A 17,251-nucleotide genomic window follows, 5' to 3' on the forward strand; every position below is an offset into this window, starting at 1 on the left:
GCGGGGGAAGTCCAATGCCAAAAGGCGAGGGAAAAGTTGTCGCACAAAACAAAAAAGCATACCATGATTATTTCATCGAAGAAACCTATGAAGCTGGAATTGTCCTGCAAGGAACTGAGATTAAATCGATTCGCGGAGGTCGCGTAAATTTAAAGGATTCATATGCTCGTATACATAATGGCGAAATGTTCTTATATAGCATGCATGTCAGCCCATATGAGCAAGGAAACCGGTATAACCATGACCCACTGAGAACGAGAAAGCTGTTGCTTCACAAAAAGCAGATTAGTACATTAATTGGTGAAACAAAAGAAGCAGGCTACGCGCTCGTTCCATTAAAAGTTTATTTGAAAAACGGCTTTGCCAAAGTATTAATAGGTCTAGCCAAAGGGAAAAAGAAATACGATAAACGCGAAGACTTAAAACAGAAAGAAGCAAAGCGTGAAATCGAGCGTGCTTTCCGTGAAAGACAGAAGATGTAGATTAGTTAGTTTCGGTTGAGTAAAAGAAAATGCCACCATGGCAACATAACCAAGAAGTTACAATTGAAAAACCGGTTGGCTATGTTATAATAATAAATGTCACCAAGTGAGTGACGGATAACTTTTGCTCGAGACTTCAATGAGCAATCCTAACGTCAAGTGAGCTTAACCGCCCACTGACCCTTCTAACATGGGGACGCTACGGATTCGACAGGGGTAGTTCGAGCTTAGGTTGCGAGTCGAGGGGATCGGCCTCGTTAAAACGTCAAAGCCAATAACTGGCAAAACTAACAATAACTTAGCTTTCGCTGCTTAATAGCGCTTAGGCTGTTCCTCCCTCCATTGTCCATGTGGTAGGGTAAGGGACTCACTCTTAGTGGACTACGCCGGATTCCACCGTCTGAGGAAGAAGGAAGAGAACAACCAGACTAGCTGTTCGGACGCCTGTCGGTAGGCATAAGATACAGCGAAGCGCCAATATGCCGACTACACTCGTAGAAGCTTAAGTGCCGATATTTCTGGACGTGGGTTCGATTAGTAATTAGTCGCCTTGTGTGGTAACACACAAGTGAAAACCTGGCTTTATCGGTGAAACCTAAGTTGCTTATTTAAGCAATAGGGCAATGCCGAGCGGTATGTGAAGCAATTCAACAGCCGTGTATCGACTTATAGACTGCCACAAAAAGTGGTAGTACTAGGATGCGAAATCCTTACCTGACAGGTAAAAAATTATGTTTCGCATAAGACGCCAGGGGACCTGAGCAGATCAGGTTCAAGATATAGTCAGTGCCATGTCGAAAGCATGGAAGAGCACGTCCCACCGTCTCCACCATACATAGGTGGAATCCAAGACTAGCTGTTGTAGCTAGTCTTTTTTATATGCTGAAAAAGGTTTTTTCAAAATCTACCTTCCGTTGAAGTTGTTCAATATTATATTTACCATTCCTTTGCGTAACCAAATCGTAATTAGCAATTATCCATAATACTTTTTGAATTATTTAAGCATTGTTTCTATATTGAAACATGCTTTTTTATGTTTAGAAAATGTTAAATATATTAGTGAATAAAAAGCAAATTAATATTCAAATATCCATTTGACCATTATAAAAATTAAACATATACTAATAATCAAATAGCTATTTGAATAAGGGGCGTGGAACGATTGAAACATGATGATGTTTGCGAAATAACCTGTGTGGATGATATAAAAGTAAAACGGGTAAAGGAAGTCATTAACTCAAAGAACACATTGGCTGTTTCACAGATATTTAAAGCGCTATCCGATGACACAAGAATAAAAATTGCCCTAGCATTAAGCGTAGAAGAAGAATTATGTGTATGTGATGTAGCCAATATAGTTGGTGCCACCACAGCAACTGCTTCCCATCATTTAAGGCTGCTTCGTAATCTTGGATTAGCGAAATATCGTAAAGAAGGCAAATTGGTTTTTTATTCATTAGATGATGATCATGTAAGACAGTTGATTCAAATTGCTTTCGCACATCAAATGGAGGTGAAAGTTGATGAGTGATGTTTTAGAGCAATCAATTCATAAAACTGTTTATCGTGTTCAAGGCTTTTCCTGAGCTAGCTGTGCAAAAAAGTTCGAAACGAACGTAAAACACCTGGATGGTGTTTCTAATGCAAGTGTTAATTTCGGTGCTGCTAAACTTACTGTTTATGGTGAAACAACACTAGAAGAACTTGAAAAAGCTGGGGCATTTGAAAATTTAAAATTGATTCCTGAAAAACAGCGATTTGAAGAGATAAAAGAACCGTTTTTGAAGAAACATTCTACTGTCATCGTCTCGTTCGTTTTTCTCCTAATTGGATGGTTATATGGACAATTAAACGGTGAAGAAAGTATTCCTTCCATTTTAGCTTATGGGATGTCTATCTTAGTTGGAGGATATAGGCTATTTAGTACAGGATTAAAGAATTTAGTCCGTTTCCAATTCGATATGAAAACCTTAATGACCATTGCGGTAATTGGTGCCGCATTTATTGGGGAATGGGGTGAAGGAGCAACAGTTGTTATTTTGTTTGCCATAAGTGAAGCTTTAGAAACTTACTCAATGGATAGAGCGCGAAATTCCATACAATCATTAATGAATATTGCTCCAAAAGATGCCTTAATTCGGCGTGGTAACCAAGAAATGATGATTCCAGTTGAAGATATCCAAATTGGCGATATGATGATTGTGAAGCCTGGACAAAAATTAGCTATGGATGGAATTGTCATAAAAGGAACTTCAACGATCAATCAGGCTGCCATTACGGGAGAAAGTGTGCCTGTTGCCAAAACGATAGACGATGAAGTGTTTTCTGGAACATTGAATGAAGAAGGATTACTCGAAGTAAAAGTTACCAAACGCGTGGAAGATACTACAATATCAAAAATTATTCATCTCGTGGAAGAAGCTCAAGCAGAAAAGGCTCCTTCACAAGCGTTTGTCGATAAATTTGCGAAATACTATACTCCGGCAATCATCGTTTTAGCATTCTTAATTGCCATCTTCCCACCTTTATTATTCGGGGGAGATTGGAGCGAATGGATTTATCAAGGTTTAGCCGTGTTAGTAGTTGGTTGTCCTTGTGCACTTGTTGTTTCTACTCCTGTTGCTGTTGTTACGGCGATTGGGAACGCAGCAAGAAATGGGGTGTTAATTAAAGGTGGCATCCATTTAGAAGAGGCAGGAGCATTAAAAGTCATCGCCTTTGATAAAACAGGTACATTAACAAAAGGCGTACCTGCTGTTACAAACATCATCACGTATGGTGGAAATGAAAATGAACTAATGACCATCACTGCTGCGATTGAAAATGGATCACAGCATCCACTTGCTACAGCAATCATGCGAAAGGCAGAGGAAAATGGTCTAAATATTAAGGATGTATTAGTGGAAGATTTCCAATCCATTACTGGTAAAGGTGTAAAAGCAAGAGTCAATAAAGAGTTCTATTACGTAGGTAGCCCAAATCTTTTTGAAGAAATCCTTCCGAATAATATTCAAGAAGAGAAGAAAGAACAAATTAAAGCACTTCAAACACAAGGAAAAACTGTTATGGTTCTGGGAACGGAAAAAGAAATCCTAGCATTAATAGCGGTAGCTGACGAAATCAGAGAAACTTCAACAGAAGTGATTCGTAAACTTCATGGAGTTGGAATTGAAAAAACCGTGATGCTTACTGGAGATAATGAACGAACTGCTGAATCAATTGGTAATGAAGTTGGAGTTTCCGAAATTAAAGCGGATTTGCTTCCGGAAGATAAACTAAACTTCATCAAAGAACTCCGCGCTAAATATCATAGTGTGGCGATGGTTGGGGATGGTGTGAACGATGCACCCGCTTTAGCAGCATCAACTGTTGGGGTAGCAATGGGTGGTGCCGGAACGGATACCGCATTAGAAACAGCTGATATTGCCTTAATGTCCGATGATTTAAGCAAATTGCCTTACACGATCAAATTAAGCCGCAGGGCATTAGCGATCATTAAGCAAAATATTACTTTCTCCTTGGCGATTAAAATTTTAGCGCTGCTATTAGTTGTACCAGGTTGGTTAACCCTATGGATAGCCATTTTTGCTGATATGGGTGCAACTCTAATCGTAACATTTAACAGCTTGCGACTTTTGCGAGTGAAGGAATAAAAACAAAGGGCTTTCCGATTTTCTCTCGGAAAGCTCTTTTTCAATAGCTGGAATACCAACTCATTTAACACTCAGTAGTAAAGATAAATATAAACAAAAAACCAATAGAACACTCATTAGAAATGATACAATTGCTGGTGCTTTTTTTAAAAATGAAAGAATAATTAAGGTAAGGAAAAGGACAGCGATACCTAATAGGGTAATGCTTGTCGGATTCATCATTAGTTTTACTGTCATTTCTGGCTGAATCTGTCCTTGATAAAACAGTGTGAAAAGGGAAGAAACTTCTTCATTCGTTACAATCGTTTCATGTGGAGGTGATTGTTGTCCCAATGCAGCGGTGGCTGAAAAAATCAGCAATATAATGATGCTTTCCATTCTTGCCCAAGGTTTGGGATTAAATTGCATATTCGTTTTTAATTTCTTTTTTAGAAAAATGCTATTAATCGATGCAAATACAAGTAATGGAATAATCAACAAGTGTTTTATCAATAAGGCTTGTCCATATGGGAGCATCCAAGAATTTGCATAATCTTTGAATTCCACCACAAAGGTCATTAGGATAAGTCCAGTTACTATCGTACTCACAAAGCAAACAATCGCAGTCGGTGTAAACCATTTTAAAAAATTAACCCAATTGGCGTAATCCTTTGAGAACCAACTAACAACAAGAAGAATGCCTACCCAAATGCTAACAGCGGTAAAATGGGTTGTATGAATAAGAAAGCCAAAAACCTTGTCAATGGAACTTGCATGACTGGACCATCCTAATGCTAAAATCAACATAAAAACGATAACCATTCCAATGTAAGCATATGATTTATTTTTTCGGTAATCAAACCATACGATAAACATAAATAAAATGTTCGACAAAATGTAAGTGAAGATCCATGCTTTTCCAACTTCAAACGTAAATAGAACGGATTGCAATGTTTGCATAAAACCGATACCTGGAGAAAGATATAAGATCAATTCCAAAACCGGAATAAATGAGAATATGGTTATGCAACCTACAGCCGTCATCAAGGCTCCCTTAGGGACTGAAATAGTTGGTCGATAAGGTGGCGGCACAAGAGATAAAATAAAGCTGCCTATAAGAATAGCAAAACAAAGATATAATAGTGCTTGAGTAACAGTGCTCACAAAAATCATGTACTATTTCTTCCTCTTCATAATAAAAAAGAAACTACCGACCACGATAATGATAAAAATCCCTAAAATAGCCGGAATTACATAGGATGGAAGTTTGTTTTGGGCAATTTCTTCAGTTTCTTTTTCCTTTACAGTATCGACTTTTTTATCCTCAACTTTTGGTTCGGGCTTTGTTTCTTTTTGTTGCTCAGCCGGATCTTCTGCAGGTGCTGTAGTTACAGGCATATCCACAGAGAAAGTAAATTCCCCTTCAATTGGATGTCCATCGGCTCCAATAATATTCCAATTTACTATGTATTCCCCATTCTTTAACGGGTTTGATAGATTTCCAACCATTTGATTTTCTGATAAAGCAAGGTTTTCAACGATTACTGGCTCTCCAATCGAATTTTGAAGTTCAAATTTACTGCCTTGTTCTACCTTTGTCTCAAAAGTTAATGTAATTTGTGTTATTTCTTCCTTGATTATTTCTCCGTTTTGAGGTGATGAGCTTTCTAATCCAGTATGTGCGAAGGCAAAATTATTAAATGATAAGAAGAATACCAGTGTAAATAAAAGAATCTTTTTCATGATAAACAACCTCCGAATAGTATTAATTAAAATTATTATATCAAAGTACAAATTTATACTCAAAAGATTATTTGAATATAGCCTGATTGTACTGTTTAACATAAAGTTCTTATTGGTTAATATTCAAATAATCAAATGAATGTTTGACTAACTGGAAGGGAGACCATAAAATGGAATTAGCAATAATTTGAATATTAACCTTATTGGTGGAGGATAAATATGATGAATTCATGGAACAAGTTCATTTATAAAATCTGGTCTCCATTTTATGATAAGATTTTTAATTCTGGTGTTTTTTTATATGCCCGAAAACAATTATTCAAAGATATAGCAATGGAACGTAATCAAAAACTTTTATTTGTTGGGGTAGGGACGGGGGCTGATCTAGAGCTTATTGATTTATCTAGTTTAGATATAACAGCAATTGATTATTCCCCAGCTATGCTTGATAAAGCGAGAACGAAATTTAAAAATTCTCAGATTCATTTTTTAGAAATGGATGCCCAAAATTTGGAGTTTAACAATCATTCTTTTGATTACATAATTGCCTCTCTAATTGTTTCGGTAGTTCCCGATGCGAAAAAATGTTTTCAAGAAATGACAAGAGTTTTAAAGCCGGGAGGAAAAATAATACTCTTTGATAAATTTTCTCCTAAAGATAAAGAATTGTCGTTGATGAAAAAAATCCTTCGACCGCTTATTAGAGTTTTGGGAACAGATATTGGATTGAGTTTTGAGGATTTGTTCCATAGCAATAATCAAAATTTACAAATCGTAGAGGATCAACCAGTCTTGCTCAACGGGATGTATCGAAGAATAGTAATCAGAAAATAAATTCCATCTGCAACCTTTTACGAAATAATTAAAGGCTTAAGGTAAAATATCCCCCCAAGCCATAAAGTTAGTTCACTATCTCACCTGTCCAGCCATCCATGCCGCCACACAACTTAATATCTTAATAGAATCTTATTTTTGAAAATTGTCACTAAGTGATTTTACATAATTGACAAGGAATTCATCTGCACAATGAACCATCTTCTTAATATCATTATTCCTCAGACTATAAAAAATTTTCGGTCCTTCTCTTTCGCTAGAAAGGATTCCAGCATCCTTAAGAATTTTTAAGTGTTGTGATAAATTGGCTTGGCTAAACTCAATGTTCCCATTCAATTCACAAACACATTTTCTCCCATCAAGAAGGAAAAGTACGATTTTAAACCTAATCGGGTGTCCTAATGCTTTAAACATCTTTGCAATTAACTCTTCTTTTTCCATTTAAGGAAGCTCCCTTTAGCTTGATTTATACTAGGTGAATTCCTAATACCAGATCATTTTAAATGATAATTATGTAGATATAATGATTTGAACTATTTTATCAATATTTTACCTTTCTATTTAAGTTCGGACTACAAAAATTTTCTGCGTTCTTCATCAATTAAAGATTGATAAAGATCATCATCTATACCCTCGCCATTTTGCGCTGTTTCAAAAAGTAAGGGAGGGGTATTTTTTTTCCATTTTTTAATTAAAAAATAAATCAGAATCATCACAGCTAAAATTAAAAGAAACGGTAGAACCCAAAGGGTAAGATTGAAGCCTTTTTTAGGTGGTGCCTGTAAAGCCTCAACTCCCAGGTTTTCAACGTAATAATCTAAGATTTCTTGTTTGGACATTCCTTTTTCAAACATTTCAGCTACTTCTTGGTAATATAATTGTTTCACACTGCAGGAAGAAAGGTCATCATTTCCATGTCCCTCCATCGATAGCATATCGACTGTTGCCCGAAATTCAGGGTTGGAGTAATCGAATTCTTTTTTTGTTTCGGTACTTGCAGATACGTTTATTACTCCTAAAAGAAGGAAAACCAACAAAATAAGACTAGTAATATACTTCATACTCGACCTCCTTTATATCGTATTACTTTTTCGAAAAACAAATAATAAGAGTAGAAACAAGCATTAAAATGGGATTTATTGAAGAGCTTTTTTTGAAAATAGTATTAGGAACTATTTCATTATATTATTATTTAATTAAATGCTTATATGTGTGATTTGAATAATTTAAAAACATTTATATAGATCTCTTTACCTAAAATAATTAGTTGAGGGCTTTCATATTATATTTGCGTTGAATTTAAGATAGCTTTTGGCATATTAAAATTGCAAATTATATTAAATGTTTTGAGGTGATCCTTAAGGGAAATGAAGAATTGACAAAATACCTATAGGGGTATAAAATGAAAATGTAGAAAATATGTAAAGGAGCAATGCAAAATGAATTCAGTTACGGTTTATACAACGAATCGTTGTCCATATTGTGTGATGTTAAAAAATTTCTTGGCTGATCAACATATCCCTTTTAAAGAAGTAAATGTAGAGACTTCGCCAGGAATGATGGATTATGTGGTTAAAAAAACAGGCCAACTGGGTGTGCCGCAAACAGAAATTAACGGGAAATGGATTTTAGGCTATGATCCACAAAACATTATGCTTGCACTAAAAAATAATAACCAACAAGAGAATGGTGATAATCAGTGAGTAACTGCCAACATAACACATGAGGAATCAATCAGAAAGAATCCCAAAAACAGAGAGTCATACCGCCAATATGACCTGGAGTTTGGGTCTGGCTCCTGGTAGGAGTCATTATATTAATTCAGAGATTTTTATAATGTTATCCAATGTCGACTTACAAGAAATCTTCGTATGTTGACAGGTTAATTTCTATCTATTATGATACCAATAGGGGTATAGGTAGGTTGTGATCGACCTATAAATTATTTAGGAGGAATGAACAATGTCTAAACGTGTAGCGATTATTGCAAGTAATGGTGGATTATTTGATGCTTATAAGGTGTTTAATATAGCAACAGCGGCAGCAGCTTCTGATCAAGAGGTAGGGATTTTCTTTACGTTTGAAGGGTTAAACTTAATTCATAAGGAAGGAAATGCTATGCTACCAATGCCTGAAGGGAAAGAACAGTTTGCGGAAGGCTTTGCCAAGGCGAATGTCCCGTCCATTCCTGAATTAGTTGTAATGGCGCAGGAATTAGGCGTTAAACTGATCGGCTGCCAAATGACAATGGATGTTATGGGATTGGAAATCGATGCGTTCGTTGATGGTGTAGAAGTCGGCGGTGCCGTTACGTTCTTAGATTTTGCGAAGGATGCTGACATTACATTAAGCTTTTAATAATAGATTAATACTATTGGGTAAATATACCTATTTTTTGAGCGAACCTTTGTGTGATGAAAAAAATCAAAAATACTTTGGAGAGTTTGACCGATTTTTTTAAAAAAATAGCTATTTCCTTAAAAATTGACTAAGAAATTTGATTATTAATAGCAATAATGGCTAGTTTTTAGAAAAAAATAAGTTACTTCAGTTGTTTTTATGAACACAAATAAGCCGATATGCACGTTTTATTGTGGATATGATATAAGTTCAAAAATTTATGGCATAACTTTTCAAATATATGCTCGACTTTTTAAATTTATGATACAACTATTAAAATTTATGAATATTTAATTGTGGATATGCACACCTAAATCAATATATGCTCAAGTTTGAGATTCTTTGCTACGATTCAATTAGTAGTTATTTTGAAATTGATGAAATCAAATCCTAAATTGAAAAATTGTGCAAATTTTTTTACCACAAAACATACCTGGTAGGGTAAGTTTGAATTTGAATTACATCTAAGTCCGTCCTATATAAAAAAGAACTCTAGGAGGAAACAGCCTTGACTAAAAAAGTAATCATTGTCGGTGGAGTTGCCGGAGGAGCTACGGCTGCAGCAAAATTAAGAAGAAATAGTGAAGATATCCAAATTATTTTGGTCGAGCGCGGCGAGTATATCTCGTTTGCAAATTGTGGACTTCCATATTATATTGGCGAAACAATTAAGGACCGAAGTAAATTATTGGTGCAAACGATTAAAGGAATGTCAACACGATTCAATATGGATATTCGTAATTTGAGTGAAGTCGTGAGCATCGACCCTACAAACAAAAAGGTCACGATTAAAAATCTACAAAATAATGAAGTATACGAAGAATCATATGACAAACTGTTGTTATCACCTGGGGCACAGCCTATTGTCCCGCCAATCCCAGGCTTGGACGAGAATCAAGCCCTGTTTACACTTAGAAATATTCCGGATACGGACAAAATTAAAGGTTATGTCGATGAGCAAAAGCCTCAAAAAGCCGTTGTCATTGGTGGTGGATTTATCGGAATTGAAATGGCAGAAAACCTTGCTGATCGTGGAATTGAAGTGACGATTATCGAGATGGCTAATCAAATTATGGCTCCGATAGATTTTGAAATGGCATCGATTTTACACCGTCATTTAAAAGAAAAAGGTGTAAACTTAGTACTTGAAAATGGTGTAAAATCATTCACTGACCAAGGGAAAAAAGTCCTTTTATCAGATGGTACCGAAATCGAAACGGATATGACGATTCTTTCCATTGGGGTAAGACCTGGAAAATGAGTTGGCTAAATCGGCTGGTCTTGAGCTTGGTGAACGCGGTGGAATTATTGTCAATGAATATCTCCAAACTTCAAACGAGGATATTTATGCAGTTGGAGATGCCGTAGAAGTTGTTGATTATATAAGCGGGACAAAAGCGATGATCCCACTTGCTGGTCCAGCGAACCGTCAAGGGCGAATCGCTGCTAACAATATCATCGGTAAAAAGGAAAAATATCAGGGTACACTAGGTACGTCAATTGCCAAAGTGTTTGATTTAACGGTAGCGGCAACTGGCAACAATGAAAAAACATTAAAACGCCTTGGAGTACCGTATGAGGTTGTGCACATCCATCCAAGCTCACATGCTGGCTACTATCCAGGAGCAGCTCCGATATCACTGAAGTTAATTTTTGACAAAGAAACAGGCAAGATTTTTGGAGCGCAGGCTGTTGGTGCTGATGGAGTGGACAAACGAATTGATGTCATTGCGACAGCAATCAAAGGTAATCTAACCGTAGAAGATCTTACGAATTTAGAGTTGTCATACGCACCACCTTATTCATCTGCAAAGGATCCAGTAAATATGGCAGGATATGTTGCGACTAATCTACTCGAAGGCGAGCTGGAGCATGTTCAGTGGCATGAAGTCGATGAAATTATAGCCAACGGTGGTTTGTTAATTGACGTTCGCGAGCCGATGGAGCGGGAATTTGGGTATATTGAAGGCTCTGTCAACATGAGATTGGATGATTTAAGAACTCGATTAGAGGAACTACCTAAGGATCAAACCATCTATGTCAGCTGTCAGGTTGGTTTACGTGGATATTTAGCTAGTCGCATTCTAAAAAGTCACGGCTTCCAGGTGAAAAATGTAGATGGTGGTTGGAAGACCTATTCGTCTGTCTATGGAACCAATATCGAAAAAAACGTTGAGACAACAACAAATGATCGTGGCGAAACAGAAATTAAAGAAGAGGCTAAGCCACCTGCTGAGCCAACGATTCCATCCGATATTACTTTGGATGTCTCAGGCTTTGCTTGTCCAATGCCTGTCGTGAAGTTGAAAAAAGGAATCGATGCTTTAGAAAGTGGTCAGGTTATTGAGCTTCAAGTAACGGACCGTGGTTCTTTAAACGATATTCCTCTTTGGGCGAAAAATGCAGGTCATGATGTACTTAAAGTAGATCAAGCTGATAAAAATATTACATTTTGGATTAAGAAAAAATAATGAATTCGTATTTAAAGGCGGGAAGCAGCATCCATGATGGTGCTTCTACCCGCCTTTTAAATTTTAAAATCAAATATTGAAATTTCCAGAACGTTACCGATATCGTTTACCCCTATGCATCGACAGATAATGGGAAGTCATCCAACTGGATTACCTTTTTCTCATGCAGTGATTTAGTTTGTGCTAATTGAAGTAAATATGGTGCGACATTTGCGGGATCATCTCCAATGTGAAATAAGGTAGTCTTCATCACACCTGGATTAAAAACATGAACCTGAATCCCATTTTTGTGCTCCTCATCTTCAACCGAGAAGCTTAATGCTTCAACAGCCGCTTTACTTGCAGCATAAGCACCAAACCCTGCAGCACCTTCTCTAGCAAGCCCTGAAGTAATATTGATAATATGTCCTGCCTTTTGATTACGCATAATCGGCAAACATTCTCTCATCATAAGAAACACACTTGTCGTATTATTGTGAATTAAATATTCGAAGGAATCGAGCGGGCAGTCAATGACATGATATTGATTGAAGTCAGCTGCACAATTAACTAAAATATCAACCCTTTGAAAATGGTCAAATGCTGCTTTGAAGAGTGTTTTAACATCCGATTCAATTGAAACATCTGCGCCGACCACTAAAACATCTACATCATATTGGTCAGTAATGAGGTCTTTCACTTGCTCAAGTTTATCCGTGTGACGTCCGCAGATAACCAGGTTTATCCCTGCCTTTGCAAAGGCCAAAGCCGTTTCTTTACCTAAACCGGTTCCTCCACCTGAAATTAGAGCTACCTTCCCAGTTAAATTGTTCAATGAAAAACCTCCTCTATTTGTTGTCTAATCATTTCATTATATTTATTGTAGGTTGAGATGAAAAAACTGTCAATAAATTCTGAAAATCGCTCCGTTTACACCATATTTTCAAAAAAAATTAACAACTTTGTCACAATGTAAAATACTAAATAGTAAAAATTAGACAAAATCATTTAAATTTTGCAAGAACTCACTCTATAATAGGAGTAGGGGTATGTTCTACCGTTTTCATATGCAATAAAATTCATTAAGCTAAGGGGAGAGTTTGTTTAAAATGTATATCGTATTGGTGGTAATGCTAGTTCTGGCCTGTCTGACATTGTTTTATTGTGGATACTATTTAGCCGTTATCAAAGAAAAGATGGGAAGAAGTGTATTAATTGCCATCCCAATTACTATTGGAATCTTTATGTTTAACGTTATTTGGGCACTAGTAGAACTAGGTAAATCTCCGCATTGGCAATAATCTTTTCTAAATTATATATTTGTTAAAAGAACCTCATTTCCTGTGCTTTCAAGGAAATGAGGTTTTTTTGTATAAGTTTTTTTAAACTGTCTGTTGATTTCCGCCGGCTTGGCTAAATGGAAACAGCAAAATGTTATTATTTTCTTATCGATTTGGTCATAGTTTATTCATAAATTTCCGTTACCCTATTGTTATACGTGAATCAATCCCCTACCTACAAATATTTATTAGGAGATTGATCAATGATGAAAAAAATTCCATATATAAAATTCACTTTAGATATTCTAATCGGTGTAACCTTTGCATTATTTTACAATAAAAATGTGCTCGGTGGGCTGGCTTTCCATGAGATTGCTGGTTTGGTGATTTGTGGTGCTTTTGTAGCCCACGTTCTACTTAATATTAATTGGGTAAAAAATGTTACCTTGAAGCTTTTTGACCGGAAGCTACCATGGAAGACCAAGCTGAATTATGTATTAAATTTACTGTTGCTCATCACGATGACCACGATTATTGTAACCGAAATATTGATATCCAGGGTTGTTTTTCCTAACCTTACTATTGGAAATGAACAATGGATGAAAATGCTGCATTTAACTGTTTCTTATCTCACACTGATTATCGTTGCTGTTCATGTCGGGCTACACTGGCAGTGGGTTATAAATATGTTCAAAAAGGTATTTAAAATTAAATCTTCATCAAAAGTACTAGGGTATACAGCAAAGATTATTACAGTTTTAATGTTACTTTTTGGTGTATATGAAATGTACGCAACAGGATTTGGTAATAGAGTAGCCCAGTCTGCTAACATGTTTTCAACCACAACTCAGCAGGGACCAATGGGTGAGGGAGACTTTAGTCAAAATGGTCAACCGCCAGAAGGATTCGATGGCGAAAGACCGACTCCACCGTCCGGTGACTTCCAAGATAATGAGAACGCAACTTCTGATCAAGCTAATAGTCAAACAGCAAGCGGAGACAACAGCACCTGGTCAAACAGCAGTTGCACAAAAAAGTGGAAGCATGCCTGCTTCAATGGATGGGAAAATGAGAGGAGAACACGGTGAGAGTTCCAATGCTTTCGGAGTGCTGCTTACTTATTTTAGCATCATGTCAGTGTTCGCTATCGTTACACATTACTTAGGGAAAATAAAAATAAAAAGAAAATCAAAAGCAGTCATCTAATCAATAAAAGGCTATCTTCCTCGCTAAGGAAGAAGCCTTTTTTATTTTTCGGAAAGCTATGTTAAACGTATTGTTGATTGGAGCACCTGGAGCGGAAATCAACTTCCAAGTATAAAAAAATTAAAAAATAATCCCTGACATCTTCCTGACACATTGGCTGTTTATTATAGGGATGTAGGTAGGGAGCAGTATAAAAGTTAGACAAGTATGATCAAAGATTATCGCCATTCATTCGTTTTTAATATATTGAAAAGAAAGGAAGAGAAAGAATGAAAAAATGGATAATAAGTATTGTTGTTATGATTGTCTTAATTGGTGGGGGTGCAGTGGCTTACAGCTACTATCATGATAATACCGAGGAAAATAATACGCCACAAACACAAACGCAAACAGCTACGGCAGAAACAGGAACGATCGAGGTTACGGTGAGCGGAACCGGTAATATATCATCGATCAATAAAGAAATGCTAACTTCTGAAGGAAATGCTACAGTAGATGAGGTTTTGGTAGCAGCTGGGGATACAGTAGCAGCCGGTGACGAACTGATTACCTTTGAAGACGATCAATTGGACCCTATTACAGCACCATTTGCAGGAGAAATTACGACCTTAAACGTTGAAGAAGATGGCACTGTTCAAATGGGTGCAGAATTAGTTGAAGTTACCGATTATAGCAATTTAGAAATGATTGTAAATATAGATGAATTAGACATTGATAAGGTTCAGGTTGGACAAACCGCTAATATCGATATAAGTGCTCTTCCTGACAGTGAATTTACTGGTACGGTTACAAGTGTTGCAAAAGAAGCAAACTCTGACTCTAGCAGTACCGTTGCCAAATATCAAGTCAATATTACCATCAATGAACCAACAGGAATTAAGGTTGGAATGACAGCGGAAGCAACGATCACAACTGAAAAGAAAGAAAATATTGTCACAGTTCCAGTCGCAGCCGTGCAAAAGCAGGATGATGGATATTACGTTCTTGTTCCGTCAGATAACCAAACGACAGCTGAAACAACTGATCAAACTGATAATACTACAACAACTGATGATAGCTCAACAACATCTATCCAGACAACAAAGCAAACAATTGAAATCGGTCTTCAAAATGCAACCGTTGTTGAAATTGTTAGTGGTCTTACGGAAGGAGATACAGTCGTTCTTCCATCGTTAAACTCTGATAGTAGCAGTAATGGAAATCAAAATGGAAATAGCTTCTTCCCAACAGGTGACATGGGGCAAGGACCACAAGGTGGAATGCCACCAGGAGACCGTTCTAGCCAAGGAGGCGACGGTCAATGATGGAGGAGCAGCGAATCGTCGAAATAAAAAATTTAAAGAAATATTATAAAATGGGTGGTGAAACGTTAAAAGCATTGGATGATGTTAGTTTTTCGGTAAATAATGGGGATTTCATTGCCATTATTGGTCCATCTGGTTCAGGAAAGTCTACTCTTATGAACATGATTGGCTGCCTGGATATTCCGGATTTCCGGAGAATATCACCTGGATGGAAAAGATGTATACTCGTTAAAAAATAAACAGCTGGCGGATGTTCGTAACCAAAAGATTGGATTTATTTTTCAATCGTTTAATCTCTTGCCGAAGCAGACAGCATATGAAAATGTTGAATTGCCGCTTATCTATCGTGGACTCCATGCTAAAGAAAGAAAAGAAATTGTCATGGATGCTTTAAAGAAAGTAGGCTTAGAGGGTCGGGCCAATCATCGCCCGACTGAGCTTTCAGGTGGACAGCAGCAACGGGTAGCGATTGCCCGTGCGCTTGCTGGTAACCCTCCGATTTTGCTGGCGGACGAGCCCACTGGCGCTCTCGATAGTAAAACAGGTGCAGAAGTATTGAATTTAATGAAGGAATTAAATAAAGTGGGTCACACAATTATTTTGATTACCCATGATTTAGATATCGCAAAGCAAGCAAAAAAAGTAATTCACATCCATGATGGTCAAATTTTAGAAGGGAAGGAGGTTGTTTACCATTGAAATTTGGTCAAGCATTAAAAATTGCCTTTAAAAATATCCGCTCAAATAAACTTCGCTCGATGTTAACGATGCTTGGAATTATTATTGGTATTTCAGCGGTTATCGCTCTTGTCTCGTTAGGCCAAGGTGCATCACAATCTGTTTCCGACGATATTTCTGGGCTCGGTACGACCAAGGTTTCGATTAATTTGTCAGGCAACTCTGAGGAAGAAGTTGTGACATATGATGATTTAATGGATTTTGAGGACCTATCAGAGGTAGAAGCCGTTTCACCGACTACTTCAGGAAGTGGTACAGTTGCCAATGGTACCACAAGCTCAGACGACATTACCATTAAAGGGGTAACGCCTTCCTTTGAGAAAGTCGAAGAAACTTCAATGGAATCAGGCCGATTTCTCTTGGAAATTGATCAGGATAACCGTAATCAGGTGGTTGTATTAGGATCAAATGTTGCAACAGAATTATTTGGATTTACGAATCCAATCGATAAAGAGGTTAAAATTGATGGGACAACCTTCATCGTTGTTGGCGTGCTTGCAGAAGAGGGTGATGAGCTCCAAGGCTCTGTCGATGACCAAGTGTTGATTCCATTCACAACTGCTCAGCGCTTTTTGGGGCAGACCGTCGTGACTTCTGCTGATGTGTTAATGAGCTCAGAAGATGCAGTTGATATAGGTATGGCTAAGATGGAACGGACTTTATATATCCAATTCGGTGGAGATGATACGAGTTACAGTGTTCGAAATCAATCGGATATCGCAGAAGCATTAACGTCTGTTACGGATACAATGACAATGCTTCTAGCTGGAATCGCCGGGATATCGCTTATTGTTGGCGGAATTGGCATTATGAATATCATGCTCGTTTCCGTGACAGAAAGAACGAGAGAGATTGGAATCCGGAAAGCAATTGGAGCGAAAAAGAAGGATATTCTTGGTCAGTTCTTAATTGAATCGATTGTACTAAGCGGAATCGGTGGAATTCTCGGAGTGCTGATTGGTATTGGAAGTGCAGAAATTCTTTCAACGACGATGGATTATGCTGTGTCCATCTCTTGGTGGGCAGTCGGAATAGCTGTTGGCTTCTCGGTCTTTATCGGTGTTGTTTTCGGAATCTTCCCTGCTAATAAGGCGGCAAATTTAAGCCCATTGGAGGCGTTGAGATACCAATAAGAAAAGGCCTCTGAATATGGAGGCCTTTTCAACTACACAAACCTTTACG

15 protein-coding genes, 1 other RNA gene and 2 pseudogenes are annotated in these 17,251 nt (G+C 37.3%); 13 read left to right on the plus strand and 5 right to left on the minus strand.

Features of this window, described 5'->3' with window-relative positions:
* Nucleotides 1-14: 14 nt before the first annotated feature.
* From smpB to RGF10_RS03965, 4 genes are all read left to right on the plus strand, one after another.
* Nucleotides 15-482: an SsrA-binding protein SmpB gene (smpB, locus tag RGF10_RS03950; RefSeq protein ID WP_318507490.1), complete on the plus strand. Its 468-nt coding sequence runs from the start codon at nucleotides 15-17 to the stop codon at nucleotides 480-482.
* A gap of 200 nt (nucleotides 483-682) precedes the next feature.
* Nucleotides 683-1,019: a transfer-messenger RNA gene (ssrA, locus tag RGF10_RS03955) on the plus strand.
* Nucleotides 1,020-1,644: 625 nt separating this feature from the next.
* The gene (locus tag RGF10_RS03960) at nucleotides 1,645-2,013 is read left to right on the plus strand and encodes an ArsR/SmtB family transcription factor (protein WP_318507493.1); all 369 of its coding nucleotides are present in this window, start codon (nucleotides 1,645-1,647) and stop codon (nucleotides 2,011-2,013) included.
* Entirely contained in the window at nucleotides 2,006-4,135 is a 2,130-nt protein-coding gene (locus tag RGF10_RS03965; RefSeq protein WP_318507495.1) for a heavy metal translocating P-type ATPase, read from the plus strand. The genes RGF10_RS03960 and RGF10_RS03965 overlap by 8 nt, the downstream gene beginning before the upstream one ends.
* A 60-nt stretch (nucleotides 4,136-4,195) precedes the next feature.
* Here the strand turns inward: RGF10_RS03965 and RGF10_RS03970 are convergent, their stop codons facing one another.
* Nucleotides 4,196-5,287: a copper resistance D family protein gene (locus RGF10_RS03970; protein WP_318507498.1), complete on the minus strand. Its 1,092-nt coding sequence runs from the start codon at nucleotides 5,285-5,287 to the stop codon at nucleotides 4,196-4,198.
* Nucleotides 5,288-5,290: 3 nt separating this feature from the next.
* Nucleotides 5,291-5,857 (minus strand): copper resistance CopC family protein, encoded by a 567-nt coding sequence (locus RGF10_RS03975; RefSeq protein ID WP_318507500.1) that lies wholly within the window; start codon nucleotides 5,855-5,857, stop codon nucleotides 5,291-5,293.
* A 219-nt stretch (nucleotides 5,858-6,076) separates the two neighbouring features.
* Here RGF10_RS03975 and RGF10_RS03980 point away from each other — a divergent pair, with 219 nt between their 5' ends.
* Nucleotides 6,077-6,691 carry a class I SAM-dependent methyltransferase gene (locus tag RGF10_RS03980; RefSeq protein WP_318507503.1) on the plus strand — a complete coding sequence of 205 codons (615 nt, stop codon included), beginning with the start codon at nucleotides 6,077-6,079 and terminating at the stop codon, nucleotides 6,689-6,691.
* A 132-nt stretch (nucleotides 6,692-6,823) separates the two neighbouring features.
* Here the strand turns inward: RGF10_RS03980 and RGF10_RS03985 are convergent, their stop codons facing one another.
* Nucleotides 6,824-7,132, minus strand: a complete 309-nt coding sequence (locus RGF10_RS03985) for an ArsR/SmtB family transcription factor (RefSeq protein ID WP_318507505.1) — start codon at nucleotides 7,130-7,132, stop codon at nucleotides 6,824-6,826.
* 131 nt (nucleotides 7,133-7,263) lie between these two features.
* Complete coding sequence (locus RGF10_RS03990; protein ID WP_318507507.1) at nucleotides 7,264-7,752, minus strand: cytochrome c-type biogenesis protein; 489 nt, start codon at nucleotides 7,750-7,752, stop codon at nucleotides 7,264-7,266.
* Nucleotides 7,753-8,130: 378 nt separating this feature from the next.
* Between RGF10_RS03990 and RGF10_RS03995 the strand changes: the two genes are divergently transcribed.
* From RGF10_RS03995 to RGF10_RS04005, 3 genes and pseudogenes are all read left to right on the plus strand, one after another.
* The gene (locus RGF10_RS03995; RefSeq protein ID WP_318507509.1) at nucleotides 8,131-8,394 is read left to right on the plus strand and encodes a glutaredoxin family protein; all 264 of its coding nucleotides are present in this window, start codon (nucleotides 8,131-8,133) and stop codon (nucleotides 8,392-8,394) included.
* A 259-nt stretch (nucleotides 8,395-8,653) separates the two neighbouring features.
* Nucleotides 8,654-9,049: a DsrE/DsrF/DrsH-like family protein gene (locus RGF10_RS04000; RefSeq protein WP_318507512.1), complete on the plus strand. Its 396-nt coding sequence runs from the start codon at nucleotides 8,654-8,656 to the stop codon at nucleotides 9,047-9,049.
* A gap of 550 nt (nucleotides 9,050-9,599) precedes the next feature.
* Nucleotides 9,600-11,562, plus strand: a pseudogene (locus RGF10_RS04005) (CoA-disulfide reductase).
* Between the two features lie 112 nt (nucleotides 11,563-11,674).
* Here RGF10_RS04005 and RGF10_RS04010 read toward each other — a convergent pair.
* A complete protein-coding gene (locus RGF10_RS04010; RefSeq protein WP_318507514.1) occupies nucleotides 11,675-12,376 on the minus strand; it encodes an SDR family NAD(P)-dependent oxidoreductase in 702 nt (233 codons plus the stop codon).
* Nucleotides 12,377-12,650: 274 nt separating this feature from the next.
* Between RGF10_RS04010 and RGF10_RS04015 the strand changes: the two genes are divergently transcribed.
* From RGF10_RS04015 to RGF10_RS04035, 5 genes and pseudogenes are all read left to right on the plus strand, one after another.
* Entirely contained in the window at nucleotides 12,651-12,842 is a 192-nt protein-coding gene (locus tag RGF10_RS04015) for a hypothetical protein (RefSeq protein ID WP_318507515.1), read from the plus strand.
* Between the two features lie 242 nt (nucleotides 12,843-13,084).
* Nucleotides 13,085-13,909, plus strand: a complete 825-nt coding sequence (locus RGF10_RS04020) for a DUF4405 domain-containing protein (protein WP_318507518.1) — start codon at nucleotides 13,085-13,087, stop codon at nucleotides 13,907-13,909.
* Between the two features lie 387 nt (nucleotides 13,910-14,296).
* Nucleotides 14,297-15,331 (plus strand): efflux RND transporter periplasmic adaptor subunit, encoded by a 1,035-nt coding sequence (locus tag RGF10_RS04025; protein WP_318507520.1) that lies wholly within the window; start codon nucleotides 14,297-14,299, stop codon nucleotides 15,329-15,331.
* Nucleotides 15,328-16,030, plus strand: a pseudogene (locus tag RGF10_RS04030) (ABC transporter ATP-binding protein). The gene RGF10_RS04025 and the pseudogene RGF10_RS04030 overlap by 4 nt, the downstream one beginning before the upstream one ends.
* Entirely contained in the window at nucleotides 16,027-17,202 is a 1,176-nt protein-coding gene (locus RGF10_RS04035) for an ABC transporter permease (protein WP_318507522.1), read from the plus strand. The pseudogene RGF10_RS04030 and the gene RGF10_RS04035 overlap by 4 nt, the downstream one beginning before the upstream one ends.
* Nucleotides 17,203-17,251 lie beyond the last annotated feature (49 nt).

This window comes from Bacillus sp. T3 (genome assembly GCF_033449965.1).
Taxonomy (GTDB): Bacteria; Bacillota; Bacilli; order Bacillales; family Cytobacillaceae; genus Bacillus_BU.